Source organism: Aestuariivirga sp. (assembly GCF_046294715.1).
Taxonomy (GTDB): Bacteria; Pseudomonadota; Alphaproteobacteria; order Rhizobiales; family Aestuariivirgaceae; genus Aestuariivirga.
Genome location: NZ_JBKBKI010000001.1, coordinates 15949 through 31084, shown reverse-complemented (window position 1 = coordinate 31084; position 15136 = coordinate 15949). Strand labels below are relative to the sequence as shown.

The window sequence follows — 15136 nt, the reverse complement described above, 5'->3', positions numbered from 1 at the left end:
GTTCAGCCCGTCCTCAGCCGCGGATTGAGAAGGATCGTCCCCACGTCGGCCAGCAGATTGGCCCCGACATAAACGAGCGCCGCGAGCATGACCGTCGCCTCGATCACCGGCAGGTCGCGCAGCTGCAGAGAGTCGACCAGCAGTGTGCCGAATCCGGGATAGGAGAAGACCTTCTCCACGACCACGACGCCGCCGATAAGATAGGCGAGGTTCAATGCCGTGACGTTCAGCGTCGGCACCAGAGCGTTGGGCAGCGCATGGCGCAGAAGAACGCGCGTGCGCGACAGGCCCTTGAGCTCCGCCATGCGCACATAGTCGGAATCGAGCACCTCGATGAGATTGTCCCTGAGCATGCGCACCGCGTAGACTGCCATGACGATCGCCAGCGTGAGGGCGGGCAGCGTCATGGCGTGCATGTATTCCGCGAAACTCGACGTCTCGTCCACCAGCGATATGGCGGGAAGCACGGGAATCCATAACACGAACAGTAGCAGCAGGATTGTGGCGAGCAGGAAATCGGGCAGTGAGAGCAGCACCAACGTCATCACCGAGAGCGCGTGGTCCGCCGTCCTGTCGCGGGTCAGAGCCTGCAGCAGGGCGGGAACAACGGTGAGCGGCAGGTAGAGGAGAAAGGCATAGACAGAAAGTGCCAGCGTATTGAAGATCCGTGGCCTCAGAACCTCCGAGACCGAGCGGCTGGAAACGAGGGATTGCCCGAGATCACCGGTCAGCAGTCCGCCAAGCCAGTTAAGGTAGCGGGTCAGCACGGGCTGGTCGAGCCCCAGTTGTTCCCGCAGCACCTGCAGCGATTCCGGCGTTGCGTCTCGGCCGAGGATACGGGTGGCAACGTCGCCGGGAAGCACCTCGAGCACGAAGAACACGAATGCCGAAACAAGCAACAATGTCGCGGCCGAGAACACGAGACGCCGGCCGATCAGCAGCGGAATCTGCAAGAATGCCTCCAGGGAGACGTCAGGGCGAGGCTGGCCTCGCCCTGCGCAAACCCGTCAGTTGTGGAAGAAGTGCTTCAGTTGCAGCTCAGGTTCTCGAAGTTGAGATTGAAGTTCTGCGCCCGCGGCTCGTAACCCTCGCAACCCTTGCGCAGCGCCAGCACCTGGTGAACGAACATGGGGAGGATCAGGCCACCCTCCTTCGCCAGGAGTTCGCCCGTCTTTTGGAACAGCTTGAGGCGTTCCGCTTCGTCCACCGTGGTGTTGGCTTGCTGCAGCAACGCATCATAGTCCGGTCGCTCCCAGTGCGTCTCCTTCCACTTGGCGTTCTGCGTATAGGCAACCGCGAGTCCCTCGCCAGGCGGCCGCATCGACCATGCCGAGGTAACGATCGGCTTCTTCAGCCATACGTCATCCCAAAAGCTCTCGGCGGGTGTTACGATCACGTTAATGTCAATCCCTGCGGCTTTCGCCATCTCGGCGTAGACCTGCGCCATGCGCACCATCCCAGGTACGCCTTCAGCCGTATAGAGATCGAACTTTAGTCCATCCTTGTAGCCTGCCTCCTCGAGTAGCTTCTTCGCTCTCTCGATGTCTTGCTTTGGAGCCTCTTTGGTGAAGGAGGCAGGATTGCTGACCGGAACCGGATTGTCCGCCCCGGCCTGTCCGAAGCCCAGCAGCACCGTGTCGACCATCGCCTGCCGGTCGACGACGAGCTTCAGCGCCTCCCGAACCTTCGGATTGTCGAAGGGCGGCGTGTCGACCCACATGGACACCGTCATCGAATTCGAGGCGCCGGTCTGTAGCATCTGGACGTTGGGGTCATCCTTGACCGTGGCGATGACCGATGGATCGACGTTCAGCATGAGGTCGGCCTGGCCCGATTTCAGCGCCGTCACCGCTGCAACCGCCTCCTGCGCCACGGTGATCTTGAGGCATTCTGCCTTGGGCTTGCCTGCGTCCCAGTAATTGGGGTTCTTGCGCAGTATCCGGACCGGGGCATTGGGCGTGAACTGCTCCTGCATGAAAGGGCCGGTGCCGTCACCCTTGAGCCGCAGGTCTTCTGCCTTCGCGCCCTCGGGCACGATGTTGGTGAACTTGTTGGAGATAAGAACCGGCAGCTCGACAACAGGCTTCTTCGTCGTGAAGGTCACCGTCAACGGATCAGGCGCGGCGATACCCTCGGCATCGAGGAACTCGAGCACGGCGCGGGCACCTGAGCCCGTGTTTTCGTCGAGCAGCCGCTTGAAGGTGTAGACCACGTCGGCCGAGCTGAAGTCCTTGCCGGAATGGAACTTGACGCCGGACCTCAGCTTGAAGGTCCAGGTCAGCCCGTCACCCGATACCGACCATTCGGTCGCGAGTTCGGGCAGAACGTTGAAGTTGTCGTCCACGTCCACGAGCCGGTTGTAGACAGCGAAGGTGTGATAGGCGTCGTCGCCCGAGTGCATGTCGGCGGGGTCCATCGACTGCTTTTCGCCGCTCCACTCATATCCAAGAATCTTTACGCACTCGTCGCCGGCCGCTGCGTAACCCGGTGTCGCTGCGGACAGTCCGATCACGGCAACGGCTGCGCCAGACAACCATCTCTTCACTCTCATGGGCGTTCTCCTCCAGTTGCTTTCTTGTGTTCACACATTCCGAAATGCCGGACGTTTGTGCAACTTGCCAGACAGAACTTGAACTGCAATAGTTCGTCAGTCAAGTGAACGGGGAAGGAATGGCGGAGATCAGGCTCAAGGGCATGACCTGGAACCATCGCCGCGCCGTCGATCCGCTGCTCGCCGCGAACGAGAGCTTTACGGAACGCTACGCGGGGATCGCCGTGGAGTGGCATGCGCGTCCATTGAGCGGCTTCGAGTTCACGCCCATAGAAGATCTCGCTGCAGATTATGACCTGATCGTTCTCGATCACCCTTTCATGGGCCAAGTGGCGCGTAGCGGCTGTCTCCTCTCTCTGAACGGACTTGCACTCCGAAAGTATGATTTCGTCGGCTCCTCGCTTGCAACCTACGAGATGGGGGGCGAACTTTGGGCCGTTCCCATCGACGCCGCCTGTCAAGTCGCTGTGTCGCGTCCCGACCTCATGGCGCGCCTGAAGGCGGAGACGCCGTGCGACTGGGCCGAACTTTTGGCGCTTGCCGGGCGTGCCAGGGTGCAAGGCCTGTCACTGGCGATCGGCCTCAAAGGCGTTCACAGCCTCATGACCTTCTTTACTCTGATGGCCAATCTCAGCACCCCATGCGCCACGAAACCCGAGGATCCCTTATTTGCTCATGCCGACGCCCGCCAAGCGCTGAACTTGATCCGGGAACTCCTGTCCTTCTGCCCGCCTGAAGTGCTCGACTGGAACAGTATCGCGCTTCACGACCGCATGGCGGTCAGCGACGATCTCGTCTTCTGCCCCGCCGTCTACTGCTATGCGACCTATGCCGAGGCGGACCAGCACCATCCATTGCGCTTTCACGACCTTCCGGGTCCCATGGGCCCGGGGGGCTCGACGATCGGCGGCACCGGGCTTGCCGTTTCAGCCCGCAGCGCCCACCCTCAGGCGGCGCTCGCCTACGCCGGCTTTGCTGCCAGTATGGAAACTCAGAGGCTGTTTGCGCATCACCATGGCCAACCAGCACGCACAGAGTGCTGGGAAGATGCTGAAATCGACGGTCGCTTCGGCGGCTGCTACGCCAACACGCGCTCAACCATGGAACGGTGTTGGACCAGGCCGCGCTATGACGGCTACCTCGCATTCCAGGAGAAGGCCGGAGACCTGATCGAGGCGCATTTGCGTGGCAACCTCACCGAAGCATCACTTTTCGATGCGCTCGAACGCCTGCATCGAGCCGCTATGCCAGGCGGCGGGAGAGCCGCTCCGCGGCGCCTTTGACACTTGCGATCAGCCTGTCGCGGTTCGGTTTGTTCAGCCGCTGTTCGGGAACCACCGTGCTGATTGCTGCGATGCAGCGGCCCGAGGCGTCGATCACCGGCGCCGCTATGCAGCCGGCGTGGGCGTTGGCCTCGTTCAACTCGATGGCATAGCCGAGCCGCCGGTACTTCCGGATTTGCGCCACCAGCTTGGGGAGGTTCATGACCGCCTTTCCCGTGGGTGACTGGCGGATCGTGGCCTTCAGAAGCTTTATTAGCTCCGCATCGTTTAAATCCGACACGAGAAGCCTTCCGGCGGCCGCCCAATTCACAGGCACGCGCGTTCCCACATTGCTGATAATGCGCAGGTGCCCACGGCCTTCTTCCTTTATCAGCACCATCATCAGCTGATTGTCCAGCACGGAAAGCTGGACCGTCTCGCCGGTTTCGTTCCTTAGTTCCTCCACGATCTGCGCGCCGTCGCGCAGCAGGTCCACATGGCTGCGGTAGGCCATGCCAAGCTCGTACAGCTTTCTGCCGATGAAGAATCCCGCGCCCCGGCTCGGAGGCGCGATGTAATCCGCTTCGCTCAGTGTGCGAACGAGCTCGTAGGCAGTTGATTTGGGTATGCGGAGCTCGGAAACGATCTGGGCCACCGTCACCGGTCCGCCGTGCGACAGCATGAGCGAGAGAATATCCATGGCCCGCCGCACGCTGCGCGAACCTTCGCTACCGCCCTCATCCCCGATAGCCTTGCCGGGCTTCCGCCTCTGCCGGCTTTCAGGAGCCATTGTATCCGTGATCATTTCCGATATCCTAAACCGAAGTCCGGCATTTTGAAACAGCAAGTTTGACCTTGGGAAGGTCTTGAGATGGGGGCCGCATGAGGATCACCGACATCGAAGTCATCGAACTGCGCGTGCCCGGCTGGACCGGCGATACCTTCGACGGCTCCTATGACAATTGCCTCGTCCTTGTACACACCGACGAGGGGATTTCCGGCATCGCCGAAGTCGACAGCGTTCCCTCCGTGATCCGCGCAATCGTGGAGGCGCCCCGCTCGCATACACACGCCATGGGACTGAAGCAGGTGCTGCTTGGCGCCGATCCATCCGACATCGAAGGTCTCTGGGACCGTATGTACGACCTTACAAGCTATTACGGGCGGCGCGGCGTGGTGATCCACGCCATTTCTGCCGTCGATATTGCGCTCTGGGACCTCCGCGGCAAGATCTTGGGCACCAGCGTCGGCCGCCTCCTGGGCTTGCGCCAACGGGATAGCGTGCTGGCTTACGGCACCGTCTATCCTCTGGGGGAGGCGCCAGACGACGTTCGCCGCAACATCGACAGGGGACTGGCGCTGGGCCTAAAGGCTATCAAAATCGTCGCAGATCCCTTCTGGCGCGAGGATGTTGACGTGGCGGCGCGCCTGATCCGCACCGCACGCGAGCATGTGGGCCCCGAGATCCGCCTCATGGTCGACGCGGCGACCGCATGGTCGACGGCCGAAGAAGGTCTGCCGCTCATGCCCATCTTCGTGGAGAACGGCTTCAGCTGGGTGGAAGCCCCGCTGCCAGTTGACGATCTCGACGGCCACGCCCGCTTCCAGGGCTATGGCATTCCGATCGGCGGCGGCGATCTCGGGCTCACCACCCGATACGAGTACGAAGAGGCGTTCTTGCGCGGGAGGATCGACATCGCGCAGCCTGATGTCACGATGGCAGGAGGCCTCACTGAGCTGATGCGCATTTCGGCGATGGCGAAGCGGCTCGACCGCCGCGTCGTCACCCACGGCTACAAGTCCAACATCACCATCGCGGCCAACCTCGCCTTTCTCTCGCAGCACTGGAGGGACGAACCCCTTGAATACTCGACAAGCCGGTCGCCGCTTCGCTGGAACCTCACTCGCGAGGCTTTTCCGATTGGCACTGACGGGCGCGTCGATGTACCGGACAGGCCGGGCCTTGGCGTGAGCCTTGATCGCGAAACCGTGGAGAAGTATCGAGCCCGGGGATGAGCCCCAGGCCGGCGGGCGGCGCTTGACGGTCGGTCCGCTGCATTTATAGTGGCTCTCCGGCAATTCAGATCAATGTCCGCCATTTCGGAATTTCGCGCGGACGCAAAGCTGCAAAGGGCCCGGCATGGGATTGCTCGACGGGAAGGTCTGCATGGTTTCCGGCGCGGGTCAGGGTCTCGGCCGAGCTGTCTGCCTGGAGATGGCGGGCGAGGGCGCGGAAGTGGTCCTGCTGGAACGCAACGCCGCGACGCTCAAGGCCGTCGCGGCCGAGATCGCGGCGGCCGGTGGCAAGGCTCATTCCTTCGAACTCGACGTCACGGACTATGAACGTTACGCCACCGTGGTGGACGAGACCATCAGCCGGCTCGGCCGCATCGACGTCCTCGTCAACAATGCCGCCATAAATCCCGCCACTCGCACCATCCTCACCGACACGCTGGAAGAGTGGCGCCGCACCATCGCCATCAATCTCGAGGCCGTCTACATGGGCTCGAAACTCGTGGCGCCCCACATGGTGAAGCTGCAGGGAGGCCGCATCATCCACATCGCGTCGATCCAAGGCTTCGCCTCGAGCGGCGATTGCGGCGCCTACAACGCGGCGAAGGGCGGCATCATCGCCTACACGAAGTCGATGGCGGTGGAGCTCGGCCCCTACGGCGTACTCGTCAATTCAGTGGCGCCCGGTTTCATGGCCACGCCCATGTCGATCGTGAACGGCGTGGACGAAGCGACGACGCCGGAATTCCAGGAATGGTACGTCGCCCGCCGCAAGATCCCGCTCGGCCGCACCGGCTATCCGGAGGACGTATCGGGCACCGTGATCTTTCTGGCGTCCGGGTACTGCCGCTACATGACAGGCCAGTTGCTGGTCGTCGACGGCGGCCTGATGAGCACGTTCTGAGACGATGATATAGGGAAGGAAACGAGCATGAGCGCTTCACGGATTGCAAACATCTCCCGCCGCGACCTGGTGCTGGGCGCGGCCACGCTCACCGGCGCGGCCGCATTCCCAGCTGCCCGCGCGGCGCTGGCCCAGGAGAAGACCCTCGACATGTGGTGGTGGGGCGAGCAGGAACTCCCGGGCCTCCAGAAATTCGTCGACAGTTCCATTGCCGCCTACAAAGACGCGGCCGTGAAGGCGATGCTGCAGGACACCGCCGTGGTGATCTCGCAGTTCCAGACCGCCGCCGCGGCGGGCAACGCTCCCGACATTCAGTATCTGTGGAACGGCATCTATCACATGGAAAGCGTCTGGCTCGGCTATGTCCGGGCGGTCAACGGCCTTGTGAAGGACGACGTGATCAAGGCCTCAAATCCAACGATCCTCAGCAATTTCGGAGGCAGCACCTACAGGCTCGGCTGGTATCCGCTGCCGATGTTCTGGTGCTACAACAAGGTATTGTTCGAGAAGGCGGGCCTCGACCCCGAGAACCCGCCCAAGTCATGGGATGAGTTGCTGGTCACATGCGACAAGCTCAAGTCCTCCGGCGTGGAGGCCATCGGCGGCGGCATCCAGGACGGCTACTGGAGCGAATGGTACATCAGCCACAGCCTGGTCCAGAACCTCGACAGCTTCGGGGAGGCAGTGCAGCTTTTCATCGGCGACAAGGACTTCCGGGATCCGAAGTACCACGAGCACTGGGTCAGGCTACAGGAGTTGCGCGACAAGGGTTTCCTCAACAGGGACATGCCCTCGCTCGAACTCTACCCCGGCATTGACCTGGTAGTGGCAGGCAAGCTCGGAATCGGCCAGACCATCGGCACGAGGCTTCCGGCGGATAGCAAGGCGACGGAAGGCAAGATCGGATACATGGTGATGCCCGTCTACGGCACGGGCAAGCTCGCCGGCATCCCCCTTGTGGACATGCAGGGCCTCGGGATCTCGAGCAACGCGGAGGACCCTGCCGCGGCTGCTGCATTCCTCGAATTCCTCAACTCTCCCGAACGCCTCAAGGCCTTCTGGGACGCGACGGGCTGGCTACCCTCCAACACCACCTTCGATTCGAGCGTCATCACCGATCCCGCCGTGCGCGACATGTGGCAAAAATGGGGACTCTCACCCAACATCTCCAACGTCACCAATCTCGTTCCTGGCCAGTGGTACGAGCGCGCCGCCATTCCCACCGGGCAGCGCATCGTCTCGGGCGAGATCACCGGCGAGCAGGCCGGAGAGCTCGCGTCAGACGTCGCCAAGGAATGGCGCGAGTTCAATCCGGATATGGTCGAGAATTACCGCAAGTGGGCCGATGATCTCTCGAAGATGTGATTTTCCGGTGAAGCGGCTCCCAGGCGGGGAGCCGCTCCTGCCATGAGGGTGGCGGCGCAACGGTTCGAGGCCTATCTCTATGTGCTGCCGCTGGTGGCGCTGCTTCTCTTCGTCTTCGGTTATCCGCTCGTCCGTATCTTCGAGTTCAGCTTCAAGATGGTGCGCGGCATCGACGGGCCTTGGATCGGGTTTCGAAATTACGAGCTCATCCTTTCGCAGGGACTGTTCTGGGAATCCGTTCTCCACAATCTGCAGCTCCTGCTCGCCATCCCGGCAATGGTGCTGATTTCGCTGATCGTCTCGATCATGCTTTATGAGCGCGTCGCGGGCTGGAGGCTCTACCGCGTTATAGTCTTCGTGCCCTTCATCCTGGCCGTGCCGATCATCGCGGTTGTCATGAAACGTATGTTCCAGTTCTCTGGGCCGGTGAACGAGGTGCTGCGGTGGCTGTCGCTTGACTTCATGGCGCTGGACTGGATTGGCTCGCCCGATGTGGCTCTGTGGACGGTCATGGTACTCATCATCTGGCGGGAGTCGGCGCTCGGCATCATCCTCTTCCTCGCCCGGCTGCTGAGCCTCGACGAGGCGACGATCGAGGCCTCGAAGATCGACGGCGCCTCGTGGTGGCAACGCGCTTTCCACATCATCGTTCCGCAGATGCGCGGTGTCATTGAATTCTATGTCATCGTCAGCGTCATCACGCTGCTCTCCGCGGTTTTTGCCTATGTGTATATCGTCGGCGGCGGGCGCGGCGGGCCGGGCACGGCCACCATGGTGATCGAGCTCTACATCTTCAACGCGTTGATCCGCACCAGCCTTCCCGGCATCGCGTCGGCGGCCTCGGTGCTGCTCTTCTTGGTGGCGGTGGCGCTCATGTATCCGCTGTTCCGTGCAAGGCGTCGGGTGGCTGCGGAAGAACGCGGCCCATGAGATCACTTTCCGCGGACACCATCGTGAAGCAAGCGGTCATGCTGTTCGCCGCCTTCCTCGCCCTTGTGCCGACGGGCTTCATGATCATGACCGCCCTCAAGCCGGACGAGGAATACGCGCTCGACAAGATCGGACCCCCGTCGCGCCTGGTGCTCGAGCATTTCCACGCCGTACTTGCCGACAGTCCCTTCCTCGGATGGATGGCCAACAGCGCGGTTCTCGTCCTCGGTTCCGTCCTCCTCAGCACGGTGGTCTCCTGTCTAGCCGCCTATGCCATCGCCACCATGAGCTTCCGCGGCCGCGACGCGCTGTTCTTCACAAGCACCACGTTGATGGCCGTACCCCCCGTGGTGATGATCGTTCCGCTGTTCGTGCTCTATACGCGGCTCGGCCTCATCAGCACCTATACCGGAGCCGTTATCATCTACGCTGGCCTCATTACGCCTTTCTCGGTTTATCTCCTCACCACCTTCTTCCGCACCGTGCCGCGCGAGCTCTTCGAGGCCGCTCGGATGGACGGCGCAGGCTCCTTCACTATACTCTGGAGAGTGGTGCTGCCGCTTTCCCTGCCGCCGCTCCTCACCCTGATGGTGGTCAACTCCCTCTTCGTATGGAACGACCTCCTTATCGCCATCATCTTCCTTCAGGACGATGCGAAGCGAACACTCATGGCGGGGATCAGCGTCTTCCAGGGCCGCTACAACAACCAGGTGCCACTCACCATGGCGGGCATGGTCATCGCCAGCGCGCCGATGTTCATTCTCTATGTCCTTTTTCAGAAGCACTTCATCCGCGGACTCATGGCCGGATCGCTGAAATGATCACTCTGGAGAGCGCCGAACTGGCTATCACACTCGATCCCCGCGTCGGCGGCACGATCACCTCCATCATGCACCGGAAAACTGGACTCTCGATCCTCGGCACCGTGCCGTGGGACACGCAAGAGGGCCCGTTTCCAGGAACAGGGGCGCAGGACGAGAACGCTTGGCTTCCCTATTATACCGGCGGCTGGCCGCTGCTCTTTCCCAACGGCGGCGATGCCTGCAACTTCGGAGGTGTCTTCCACGGCTTTCATGGCGAGGCCTCGATCACTCCCTGGCGCGCGGAGTTGCGGGAGGGCAGGGTGACGCTCACGCGACGCTTTTTCACGGTTCCCGTCACCATGAGCCGAACGATGTCGCTCTCTGGGGCTGAACTCGTCATCGAGGAGGAGGTGGAGATGACGGGCGGAACCCCCGTCGACGTCATGTGGGGCCACCACGCAACCTTCGGCTCGGATCTTCTTTCCGGCCCCTTCGAGATCACATCGGGTGCCGGACGCGTCATGGTCGACGGTGTCTACGACCCGGCCGCCAACATGCTTCTCCCCGGCGCTTGCGGCGAACTCTCCGCCATGCCGGGCAAACGTGGCGCGGTCGACATCAGCCGGCCGAAGGCCCCGCTCTCCGCCTTGCTCTATCTCGACCGGTTCGATGTCGCCTGGGCCGCGATCCGCCGCTTGGACGACGCCATTGCCGTAAAGCTCGAATGGGATTCGAAACTCTTCCCCTGCGCTTGGCTTTGGTGCGAGTTGCAAGGACTGGTGGATCCGCCCTGGCACGGTCGCGCCATGTTGATCGGCATTGAGCCAAACACCACCAGGCCGGCGTTCGGGCTTGCGCAGGCCACGGCCAGGGGCGGCCGCCTGTTGCAACTCGAGCCGGGCAGCTGCCACCGCACGAGGCTCTCGCTTTTCGTGTTCCGCCCCTCAGGCCCCATCGGGAGCTCTCCACCATGACCAGCCGTATCGCCCGTATCGAGGTGATCCCCGTCTATTCGCCCGCCGGCTCCGCCAACGATCTTGACGGTACGGCCGACACGGTGATCGTGAAGGTCTATGACGAAGACGGCCGATACGGCTTCGGCGAGGCCGATGCACCGCCCTCTGTGGTGAAGGCTTTCATCGAGATGCCGACCGCGCATCTCTGGAGCCGCAATGCGAGCGAAATCCTCGTCGGCGAGAACCCGGTCGAGATCGCGGCGATCTGGCAGAAGCTCTATGACGGTACCTTCTGGCCGGGCCGCCGCGGCCTCGGTATCCACGCGCTCTCGGCAATTGACATCGCGTTGCACGATCTCGCGGGAAAGCAGCTCGGCATTCCCGCGTACAAGCTCATGGGCGGCGCGCGGCGCGAGAAGCTGCGGCCCTACTGCACTATCTATCCCGGTCTCTCCCAAGGCCGCGGCGTGGGTGAGCTGATGAAGGAGATCGGCCGTCAGTTCGATGCTGCGCGTGCCGCTGGGTTCCGGGCGGTGAAGATGGAAGTCCTGTTCTACGATCTGGTCAGCGACCGCGAACTCGTGGGCCTCATCGGCGAAGGCCGCCGCATGCTGGGTGACGGGATGCTGATGGCGCTGGATTTCGGGTACCGCTGGCATAACTGGCACGATGCGCTTTTCGTGTTGGAGCGCATCGCTGAGTACGAGATCTTCTTCGCTGAGGCCACGCTGCAGCACGACGATATCGAAGGCCATGCCAGACTTGCCGAGAAAAGCTCTATTCGCATCTGCGGAGCGGAAGCCGCCGCCACTCGCTTTGAAATTCGCGAATGGATCACCAGGGGAAAGGTTGGCGTCGTTCAACCGAATATCGGCCGCGGCGGCGGCCTTACCGAAATCCGCCGCATCGCAGATTTTTGTGAGCTGATGGGAGCAGAGGTCGTTCCTCATGGTTGGAAGACGGGCATCACCTCGGCGGTTGGCCGTCACTTCCAGGCGGCGTGCCCGGCCGCACCCGTCTTCGAATATGTATCCCCGTATGTGTTCGACAGTCCCATGCGGCGCGAGCTCGTTTTCCCTGAACCCGCTGTCGTGGATGGCGTCATGGATCTGCCGGAAGGCCCCGGGCTCGGAATCGAGCTTAACGAGGAGCTCGTCGCAAGGTGGCGCCGGGACGAATGACCCCGGCTCAGACCCGCCGCCCCGCCGTTGCCCCTCCATCGACGGAGATCAGGTTGCCCGTCGCAAAGCTGCAGTCGGGAGAGGCCGCGAAGACGATGGCGGCGGCAATTTCCTCTGGCTTTGCCACCCGCCCCAGCAGCGTCAGCTTGGCCCAGCTGGCACGCGCCGTCTCCGGCTCGGGCTCCGCTGCCACGGCCTTTCGCATCATGTCGGTGTCGACAGGGCCCGGGCACACGCAGAGCGCCCGCACATCAGGGGCAAGTTCCACGGCGAGCGCCCGCGTGAGCCCGATGAGCGCACCTTTCGACGCGCAATACGCGCTGTGCCCGGCGTAGCCGAGAAGTCCCGCATCCGAGCTGACATTGACGATGAGCCCTCGCCGCGACCTGAGCGTGCTCAGAAGTCCGCGCGCCAGAATCCAGGGCGCCGTGGTGTTGACGTCGATGACGCGCTGCCAGTGGCCAGCATCGGTATCCGCGAGGGGGCGGCTCTCCAGCACACCCGCGCAGTTGATCAGCACGTCCACGTCGCCCGCGGCGCGGCAGAGCGATCGGCATTGCTCTCGATCGGCGAGATCGGCTGGATGCCCCTCGACCCGGCTGCCATAGGCTTGGCGAAGCGGCCCCGCTGCCGATCGCACCGCGCCCAGCGATCGGCCATGGAGGATCACGGTTGCGCCCTCGTCCAGCAGGCGGGTTGCCACCGCATTCCCGATGCCGCGCGTCGAACCGGTGACCAGAATGCGTTTGCCGTTGAAGTGCGCCATCACCGCCTCCCCGCTGTGCTGCCACCGTCGATGGGGATCGCCGCGCCGGTCAAATAGGCGGCCGCCGGCGAGGCGAGGCACAACGCGAAAGCGGCGATCTCCTCGGGGATCGCAAGCCGACCAAGGGGATGGTAGGCGCGGAAGTCCTGATAATACGTTTCGGGGTCGCCGCTGTCGCGGGCGCAATCGTGCATGAGCTCGGTGTCCATGGTGCCGGGGCAAAGTGCATTGACCCTAATGTTGTGCGGTGCCAGTTCGATGGCCAGCGCCTTGGTGAGCGCCACCAGCCCATGCTTCGCCGTGACATAGGCCACGTTGTTGGCGATAGCATGTAGTCCCAGTTCGGACGCGATGTTGATCACCGATCCTTCCGATGCCGAGAGAAGCGGCAGCGCGGCCCGGGTGGTGAAGAGAGGCGCACGCAGCACCACGCCCAGATGCAGGTCCCAGTGCGCGTCGTCCGTCTGCTCGATGGGGCGCTCGACATTTACAGCGGCATTGTTCACCAGCACATCTAGGCGCTGCAGCTGCAGCGCCGGCGCAACCGCGGCTTCGGCGCCCTCCGCACGCGCAAGATCGGCGGGCGCGGCGAAGGCGTTGGGCGTATCGAGCCGCGCGATCGCCCGGGCGACGATCTCCTCCGTCCGATCATTGAGGATCACCTTGGCCCCCGCGTCCAGGAAGGCGCGCGCGATGGCGAAGCCGAGGCCTCGCCCCCCGCCTGTGACGAGCACGATCTTGCCGCTGTAGTCGTATGTGATCATATTCAGCGCCTGTAATCGATCAGCTTGAGGGCCAGCACGGTGGAGCCGATGCTGAGGGCGAGCAGCAGGCTCGCGATGGCATTGATGGTGGGATCGAGCGCGGTGCGTACGAGGCCCCACACCAGCGTCGGCAGCGTATTGCCGCTTCCGATCGTGAAGAAGGTGATGACGAAGTCGTCGAGCGAAAGCGAGAGAGCGATCAGGCCCGAGCCGATGAGCGTAGGTCGAATGATCGGCAGCGTCACCGTCATGAAGGCGCCGAAGCCGCTCGCACCCAGATCCCGGGCACTCTCGACCAGTGACCAGTCGAAGCTCGACAGCCTGGCATGAAGGATGGCGATGACGAAGGGCACGATCACCACGAGCTGCCCCAGTATTACCGTCGGCAACCCAAGTGGCACCGCAATGACCCGCACGAAGAAGGAGAGCAGCGCCACGCCGATGATGAGCGCGGGCAGCATCATGGGCGCGCTGAGCACGGCCAGCACCGCTTGCGGATAGCCCCACTGCATGCGCGCAAGCCCCAGCGCGGCGAGCAGGCTGACCGCGACTGAGAGCACCGACACCACGCCACCGACGACGAGACTGTTCGTCAGTGAGGGCCAGAAGCTCTCATTGGCAAAGAGCCTAACATACCAGTGCAAGGTGAAGCCTGTGAGCGGAAAGCTCGTCAGCGCCGAATCGTTGAAGCTGAATACGACAACGAGCAGCAGGGGAAGCACCAGCAGCGCCAGCACCGCCGCGAGAAACAGCATCCACATCGCTTTGGCGGTAATCCCGATCGTCATCGTGCAAGACTTCGCCGCAGAACGGTGCGAAAGAGCGTCACTGCCAATAGCGAGACCACCAGCAGCGTAAAGGACATCGCACTCCCCATCGGCCAATTAAAGCCGAAGGAGAATTGCGTTTCGATGAAGTGTCCCATCATTGAGGCCCCGCCGCCGACGAAGCGCGGCGTCACATAGTCCCCGGCCGAGATCAGGAAGCAGAACAGGAAGGCCACGTTGATGCCGCGTTCGGAAAGCGGCAGCACCACGTCGCGTGCCGCGCCGAAGGGACTTGCGCCGAGATCGCGCGCGGCCTCGATGAAGTCGTCGGGGATGGCGCGCATGTTGCCGTAGACCGGCAGCACGGCGAACGGCAGGAGGAAATAAACGAGCGTGATTACGACGGCCCCTTGGGAGTAGATGAGAACGCCGATCGGCTCCTCGATGAGTCCCGCGGATTGCAGCAACCCATTGATGATGCCATCCCTGCCAAGAATGCTCTTCCAGGCATAGATCTTCACGAGGTAGCCGCCGAACAGTGCGATGAGCGTGACGAATAGCAGAAGATCACCATAGCGCCCTGCGCGGAATCTGATCGCGTATGCGAACAGATATGCGATCAGGGTGGTGGTCACGGCGATCATCAGCGCCGTCAGGAGCGTCCACAGCAGCACGTCGCCATAGTCAGTGAAGGTCGCAATGTAATTCTTGAACGTGAAATCGGGCCGCATAATGCGCGCCCGCACTGACCAGAAGCTGAAGACGAGGAAGCTGAACAGTGGAATGGAGAAAAGGCACAGCCATACCAGAAACGCAGGCATGAGTAACGGCGCCTGCCACTCCGTGAGGCGGCTTCGCAGGATCTTCAAGTTAA

Annotated in this window: 15 protein-coding genes; 8 read left to right on the top strand and 7 right to left on the bottom strand. The window is 62.6% G+C overall.

Annotated elements, in window-relative coordinates; translation table 11 throughout:
- Window positions 1–2: 2 nt before the first annotated feature.
- Window positions 3–953 carry an ABC transporter permease gene (locus ACK4HL_RS00150; RefSeq protein ID WP_409755263.1) on the bottom strand — a complete coding sequence of 317 codons (951 nt, stop codon included), beginning with the start codon at window positions 951–953 and terminating at the stop codon, window positions 3–5.
- 74 nt (window positions 954–1027) lie between these two features.
- Window positions 1028–2551: an ABC transporter substrate-binding protein gene (locus ACK4HL_RS00145; RefSeq protein WP_409755260.1), complete on the bottom strand. Its 1524-nt coding sequence runs from the start codon at window positions 2549–2551 to the stop codon at window positions 1028–1030.
- A gap of 119 nt (window positions 2552–2670) precedes the next feature.
- On the opposite strand from ACK4HL_RS00145, the gene ACK4HL_RS00140 reads away from it, so the two are divergent.
- Window positions 2671–3834: an ABC transporter substrate-binding protein gene (locus ACK4HL_RS00140; RefSeq protein ID WP_409755257.1), complete on the top strand. Its 1164-nt coding sequence runs from the start codon at window positions 2671–2673 to the stop codon at window positions 3832–3834.
- Here ACK4HL_RS00140 and ACK4HL_RS00135 read toward each other — a convergent pair.
- Window positions 3794–4603 carry an IclR family transcriptional regulator gene (locus tag ACK4HL_RS00135; RefSeq protein WP_409756108.1) on the bottom strand — a complete coding sequence of 270 codons (810 nt, stop codon included), beginning with the start codon at window positions 4601–4603 and terminating at the stop codon, window positions 3794–3796. The two genes, ACK4HL_RS00140 and ACK4HL_RS00135, sit on opposite strands and share 41 nt — an antisense overlap.
- A gap of 92 nt (window positions 4604–4695) precedes the next feature.
- On the opposite strand from ACK4HL_RS00135, the gene ACK4HL_RS00130 reads away from it, so the two are divergent.
- The 7 genes from ACK4HL_RS00130 to ACK4HL_RS00100 all read left to right on the top strand — a co-directional run bounded on the left by ACK4HL_RS00130 (window position 4696) and on the right by ACK4HL_RS00100 (window position 11965).
- The gene (locus ACK4HL_RS00130) at window positions 4696–5829 is read left to right on the top strand and encodes a mandelate racemase/muconate lactonizing enzyme family protein (RefSeq protein WP_409755255.1); all 1134 of its coding nucleotides are present in this window, start codon (window positions 4696–4698) and stop codon (window positions 5827–5829) included.
- A 124-nt stretch (window positions 5830–5953) separates the two neighbouring features.
- The gene (locus ACK4HL_RS00125) at window positions 5954–6730 is read left to right on the top strand and encodes an SDR family NAD(P)-dependent oxidoreductase (RefSeq protein ID WP_409755251.1); all 777 of its coding nucleotides are present in this window, start codon (window positions 5954–5956) and stop codon (window positions 6728–6730) included.
- Window positions 6731–6757: 27 nt separating this feature from the next.
- On the top strand, window positions 6758–8095 hold the full coding sequence (locus ACK4HL_RS00120; RefSeq protein WP_409755248.1) for an ABC transporter substrate-binding protein: 1338 nt from the start codon (window positions 6758–6760) through the stop codon (window positions 8093–8095).
- A gap of 42 nt (window positions 8096–8137) precedes the next feature.
- Window positions 8138–9025: a carbohydrate ABC transporter permease gene (locus tag ACK4HL_RS00115; protein WP_409755245.1), complete on the top strand. Its 888-nt coding sequence runs from the start codon at window positions 8138–8140 to the stop codon at window positions 9023–9025.
- Complete coding sequence (locus tag ACK4HL_RS00110) at window positions 9022–9846, top strand: carbohydrate ABC transporter permease (RefSeq protein WP_409755242.1); 825 nt, start codon at window positions 9022–9024, stop codon at window positions 9844–9846. The genes ACK4HL_RS00115 and ACK4HL_RS00110 overlap by 4 nt, the downstream gene beginning before the upstream one ends.
- Window positions 9843–10802, top strand: coding sequence for a hypothetical protein (locus ACK4HL_RS00105; RefSeq protein WP_409755239.1), 960 nt, complete (start codon window positions 9843–9845; stop codon window positions 10800–10802). The genes ACK4HL_RS00110 and ACK4HL_RS00105 overlap by 4 nt, the downstream gene beginning before the upstream one ends.
- Entirely contained in the window at window positions 10799–11965 is a 1167-nt protein-coding gene (locus ACK4HL_RS00100) for a mandelate racemase/muconate lactonizing enzyme family protein (RefSeq protein ID WP_409755236.1), read from the top strand. The genes ACK4HL_RS00105 and ACK4HL_RS00100 overlap by 4 nt, the downstream gene beginning before the upstream one ends.
- A gap of 7 nt (window positions 11966–11972) precedes the next feature.
- Here ACK4HL_RS00100 and ACK4HL_RS00095 read toward each other — a convergent pair whose 3' ends face one another.
- From ACK4HL_RS00095 to ACK4HL_RS00080, 4 genes are read right to left on the bottom strand one after another with little or no spacing between them, the layout of a single operon-like run.
- Window positions 11973–12731 (bottom strand): SDR family NAD(P)-dependent oxidoreductase, encoded by a 759-nt coding sequence (locus ACK4HL_RS00095; RefSeq protein ID WP_409755233.1) that lies wholly within the window; start codon window positions 12729–12731, stop codon window positions 11973–11975.
- The gene (locus ACK4HL_RS00090) at window positions 12731–13495 is read right to left on the bottom strand and encodes an SDR family NAD(P)-dependent oxidoreductase (RefSeq protein WP_409755230.1); all 765 of its coding nucleotides are present in this window, start codon (window positions 13493–13495) and stop codon (window positions 12731–12733) included. Before ACK4HL_RS00090 ends, ACK4HL_RS00095 begins: the two co-directional genes overlap by 1 nt.
- 2 nt (window positions 13496–13497) lie before the next feature.
- Window positions 13498–14283, bottom strand: a complete 786-nt coding sequence (locus ACK4HL_RS00085; RefSeq protein ID WP_409755227.1) for an ABC transporter permease — start codon at window positions 14281–14283, stop codon at window positions 13498–13500.
- On the bottom strand, window positions 14280–15131 hold the full coding sequence (locus tag ACK4HL_RS00080; RefSeq protein ID WP_409755224.1) for an ABC transporter permease: 852 nt from the start codon (window positions 15129–15131) through the stop codon (window positions 14280–14282). The genes ACK4HL_RS00085 and ACK4HL_RS00080 overlap by 4 nt, the downstream gene beginning before the upstream one ends.
- Window positions 15132–15136 lie beyond the last annotated feature (5 nt).

Bases quoted from the DNA above. Each gene is read 5' to 3' on its own strand.
- ACK4HL_RS00145 (WP_409755260.1), bottom strand. From the start codon at position 2,551: ATGAGAGTGAAGAGATGGTTGTCTGGCGCAGCCGTTGCCGTGATCGGA.
- ACK4HL_RS00140 (WP_409755257.1), top strand. From the start codon at position 2,671: ATGGCGGAGATCAGGCTCAAGGGCATGACCTGGAACCATCGCCGCGCC.
- ACK4HL_RS00135 (WP_409756108.1), bottom strand. From the start codon at position 4,603: ATGGCTCCTGAAAGCCGGCAGAGGCGGAAGCCCGGCAAGGCTATCGGG.
- ACK4HL_RS00130 (WP_409755255.1), top strand. From the start codon at position 4,696: ATGAGGATCACCGACATCGAAGTCATCGAACTGCGCGTGCCCGGCTGG.
- ACK4HL_RS00125 (WP_409755251.1), top strand. From the start codon at position 5,954: ATGGGATTGCTCGACGGGAAGGTCTGCATGGTTTCCGGCGCGGGTCAG.
- ACK4HL_RS00120 (WP_409755248.1), top strand. From the start codon at position 6,758: ATGAGCGCTTCACGGATTGCAAACATCTCCCGCCGCGACCTGGTGCTG.
- ACK4HL_RS00115 (WP_409755245.1), top strand. From the start codon at position 8,138: ATGAGGGTGGCGGCGCAACGGTTCGAGGCCTATCTCTATGTGCTGCCG.
- ACK4HL_RS00110 (WP_409755242.1), top strand. From the start codon at position 9,022: ATGAGATCACTTTCCGCGGACACCATCGTGAAGCAAGCGGTCATGCTG.
- ACK4HL_RS00105 (WP_409755239.1), top strand. From the start codon at position 9,843: ATGATCACTCTGGAGAGCGCCGAACTGGCTATCACACTCGATCCCCGC.
- ACK4HL_RS00100 (WP_409755236.1), top strand. From the start codon at position 10,799: ATGACCAGCCGTATCGCCCGTATCGAGGTGATCCCCGTCTATTCGCCC.
- ACK4HL_RS00095 (WP_409755233.1), bottom strand. From the start codon at position 12,731: ATGGCGCACTTCAACGGCAAACGCATTCTGGTCACCGGTTCGACGCGC.
- ACK4HL_RS00090 (WP_409755230.1), bottom strand. From the start codon at position 13,495: ATGATCACATACGACTACAGCGGCAAGATCGTGCTCGTCACAGGCGGG.
- ACK4HL_RS00085 (WP_409755227.1), bottom strand. From the start codon at position 14,283: ATGACGATCGGGATTACCGCCAAAGCGATGTGGATGCTGTTTCTCGCG.